3 protein-coding genes are annotated in these 3052 nt (G+C 57.0%); 1 reads left to right on the top strand and 2 read right to left on the bottom strand.

What is annotated here, in order from left to right; all coding sequences use genetic code 11:
* Positions 1-358: 358 nt before the first annotated feature.
* Positions 359-1111 carry an SGNH/GDSL hydrolase family protein gene (locus tag C7H09_RS14780; RefSeq protein ID WP_106764022.1) on the top strand — a complete coding sequence of 251 codons (753 nt, stop codon included), beginning with the start codon at positions 359-361 and terminating at the stop codon, positions 1109-1111.
* 49 nt (positions 1112-1160) lie between these two features.
* Here C7H09_RS14780 and C7H09_RS14785 read toward each other — a convergent pair whose 3' ends face one another.
* Together C7H09_RS14785 and C7H09_RS14790 are read right to left on the bottom strand one after the other, a co-directional pair.
* Entirely contained in the window at positions 1161-2156 is a 996-nt protein-coding gene (locus C7H09_RS14785; RefSeq protein ID WP_106764025.1) for a branched-chain amino acid ABC transporter permease, read from the bottom strand.
* Positions 2157-2158: 2 nt separating this feature from the next.
* The gene (locus tag C7H09_RS14790; protein WP_106764027.1) at positions 2159-3046 is read right to left on the bottom strand and encodes a branched-chain amino acid ABC transporter permease; all 888 of its coding nucleotides are present in this window, start codon (positions 3044-3046) and stop codon (positions 2159-2161) included.
* Between the last annotated feature and the right edge of the window lie 6 nt (positions 3047-3052).

Below are 3052 nucleotides of genomic sequence, written 5' to 3' on the forward strand. Positions count from 1 at the left end.
ATAACAGTTAATTCTACGAACGCGTTCGTAGAACACGCATTCGTATAACTCCAGAAAAATAGCCAATAAAAAGAGCAGGTTTACGCATAAATATCAATCAGTTAACAAAAAAATAACGGATACCGCTGGAGTTATACGCCCCGGTTCGAGCCACTCCTGCTCCAAAATACGGGCGTATATCTCCATCCTGCCCTCTTCTAGTTCCCAAAACTATCAGAAACTTAGCAACATTTCTCCCGGATTTTCCGGGCTTTTGCGAACGCGTTCGTATAACTCCGCTCTATGCTCATCCGTCTCTGGCCGTTTCAAGCCAGATATTGCGATACTGAATCCTGTCAGACTACTCAGAGATTTCGCTATGCACGCGCCTTTCTGGCTTACCACCGCTTTGCTCTTCCCTGTTCTGATGTATCAGGGCAAACGTACCCGTCGCGATACGCCGCGTTTGCCGGAGGCCTCGGGCTCTTGCGGTGGGCAATATGGTGAGGGCGTTCCCGCATTCAGGTTTCTGGTAGTGGGTGAATCCACGGCGGCGGGTGTGGGGGTTGCAACGCATACCGAGGGGCTGGCCAGCCAGTTGGCGCTGCAGATTCACCAGCGCACCGGAAAGACCATTGCCTGGCACACCTTTGGGGTGAATGGCATTCGCATGGAGGGGCTGGTGCGTAAGCTGTCGCAGGAAGAACTACCGGAGGCCGATGCGGTGTTACTCAGTATGGGGGTGAACGACACCACCGGATTTACGCCTCGGGGTAAGTTCATAGAACATCTGAAGGCACTGCGGGCGACCTTGGCTGAGCGCTATCCGGCACCGATAACTCTGCTGAGTGTACCACCCATGCACAAGTTTACGGCGCTGCCGTCGCCCCTTAGGCAGGTCATGGGGTGGCGGGCCAGGCAGTTGGATGCAGTCTATCAAACGCTTGCCAAGGCGTGCCCCGACGACTTTCGATACCAGAGCTACCCTGCTCTCACCGATACGTCGCTGCTGGCCAGCGACGGCTATCACCCGGGGCCACTTGGCTACAAGGCGATGGCCGGGGTGCTGGCAGAGTACGACTGGCTAGCCACAGGCACAAGCGGCAGGACAATGAGCGGGGCATTGTCCTGATCGCCGCCGTGCCTGGCAACAAAAGGTGACACTATGTCAGGACAATCCCTTAGCTGAGGTTTTTCCTCATGAACTTCTGGATTTCGCCAACAATGCCGCTGCGGAAGGCCAATACCGTGAGCACGAAAATGCCGCCCAGTATTGGATCTACCCAGTCTCGCAAGGGGCCCTGGGCAAGCTGGTATTCCACGTTCACCACAAACGTAGCACCCACTACCGGCCCCAACAATGTGCCCATGCCGCCTACCAGGGTCATCAGAATGACTTCACCGGACATATGCCAGTGGGCATCGTTCAGCGACGCCAGCTGGAATACCACCGATTTCATGGAACCGGCCAGGCCCGCCAGTGCCGCGGAAATCACGAAGGCCAAAATTTTGTAGCGGTCGACGTTGTAACCCAGCGACACCGCCCGGGGTTCGTTCTGCTTGATGGCCTTGAGGATCTGGCCATAGGGGCTGCTGACGATTCGCTGCACCAGCAGATAGCAGCCGATGAACACCGCCAGCACGAAGTAGTACATGTTCAGGTTGTCTTCCAGGTCGATCAGCCCCAGCAGCTTGCCCCGGGGAATGCCGTGCATGCCGTCTTCGCCGCCGGTGAATTCCGACTGCACAAAGAAAAAGAACACCAGTTGTGCCAGCGCCAGGGTCACCATGGCAAAGTAGATGCCCTGGCGACGGATGGAGAGCAACGCAAAGGCGGTGCCCATGAGCGTGGCCGCAGCGGTGCCCGCCAGTATGCCCATCTCTGTGGTTAGCCCGGAGTAGTTGCTCAGCAGATAACCGGTGGTGTAGCCGCCGGTGGCCAGAAACGCCGCGTGGCCGAACGACAGCAGGCCGGTGAACCCGAACAGCAGGTTGAAGGCCACCGCGAACAGGGCAAAGCAGAGGATCTTCATCAGGAAGACCGGATACATCACGAAAGGCGCCGCCATCAGCAGCAACAGCAGTACGCCGTTCACCATCATTTTCTTGCGATCCTGGGCCTTCTGTTGTTCGGCAATGGCCTGTTGTATTCCGGCTGGATTGAATGTCTGGCTCATGGTTACGCCTCCTTACCAAACAGGCCGGTGGGTCGGATCATCAGCACCAGGACCATCACCAGGAAGATAACGGCCGAGGACGCTGGCGGGTAAAACGTTTTGGTGAGGCCTTCGATAATGCCCATCAGGATACCGGTAATAATGGCGCCGCCAATCGAGCCCATGCCGCCGATGACGACCACCGCAAACACCACAATCAGGATGTTGGAACCCATCACCGGAGTAACCGAATAGATGGGCGCAGCCAGCACACCGGCAAAGGCCGCCAGCATCACACCAAACCCGTAAGTAAGGCTAACCAGCAGGGGCACGTTGATGCCGAAGCCCTGCATCAACTGGGAGTCTTCGGTGCCCGCCCGCAGGTAGGAACCCAGCTTGGTTTTTTCAATGATAAACCAGGTGCCAAAGCACACCAGCAAGGCCGCTACTATCACCCAGGCTCGGTAGTACGGCAGGAACATGAAGCCCAGGTTGATCCCACCCTTGAACAGGTCAGGCATGGAGTAGCGCAGGCCAGACACGCCGTAGATGTTGGTGAGCACGCCCTGGATGATGAGCGCCACACCGAAGGTCAGCAGCAGGCTGTAGATATGATCCTGGCCGGCAATCCGCCGGAGCAGGAAGTATTCGATGAGCATACCGAAAGCGCCAACCAGTACGGGAGCGACGAAGAGCGCGACCCAGTAATTGACGCCCAGCAGGTCAAACAGAACCACGGTGACCAGGGCACCGAGCATGTACATGGCGCCATGGGCGAAGTTGATGATCTTCAGCAGACCGAAGATAACCGCGAGGCCAAGGCTTAACAGAGCGTAGAAGGCGCCGTTGATAATCCCGATCAGCAGCTGGCCAGACAGCACAGCAAGGGGGACGCCGAAAATCATGGTCATGTTGCT

Origin of the sequence: Marinobacter fuscus (assembly GCF_003007675.1) — a bacterium.
In the GTDB taxonomy this organism is placed as follows: Bacteria; Pseudomonadota; Gammaproteobacteria; order Pseudomonadales; family Oleiphilaceae; genus Marinobacter; species Marinobacter fuscus.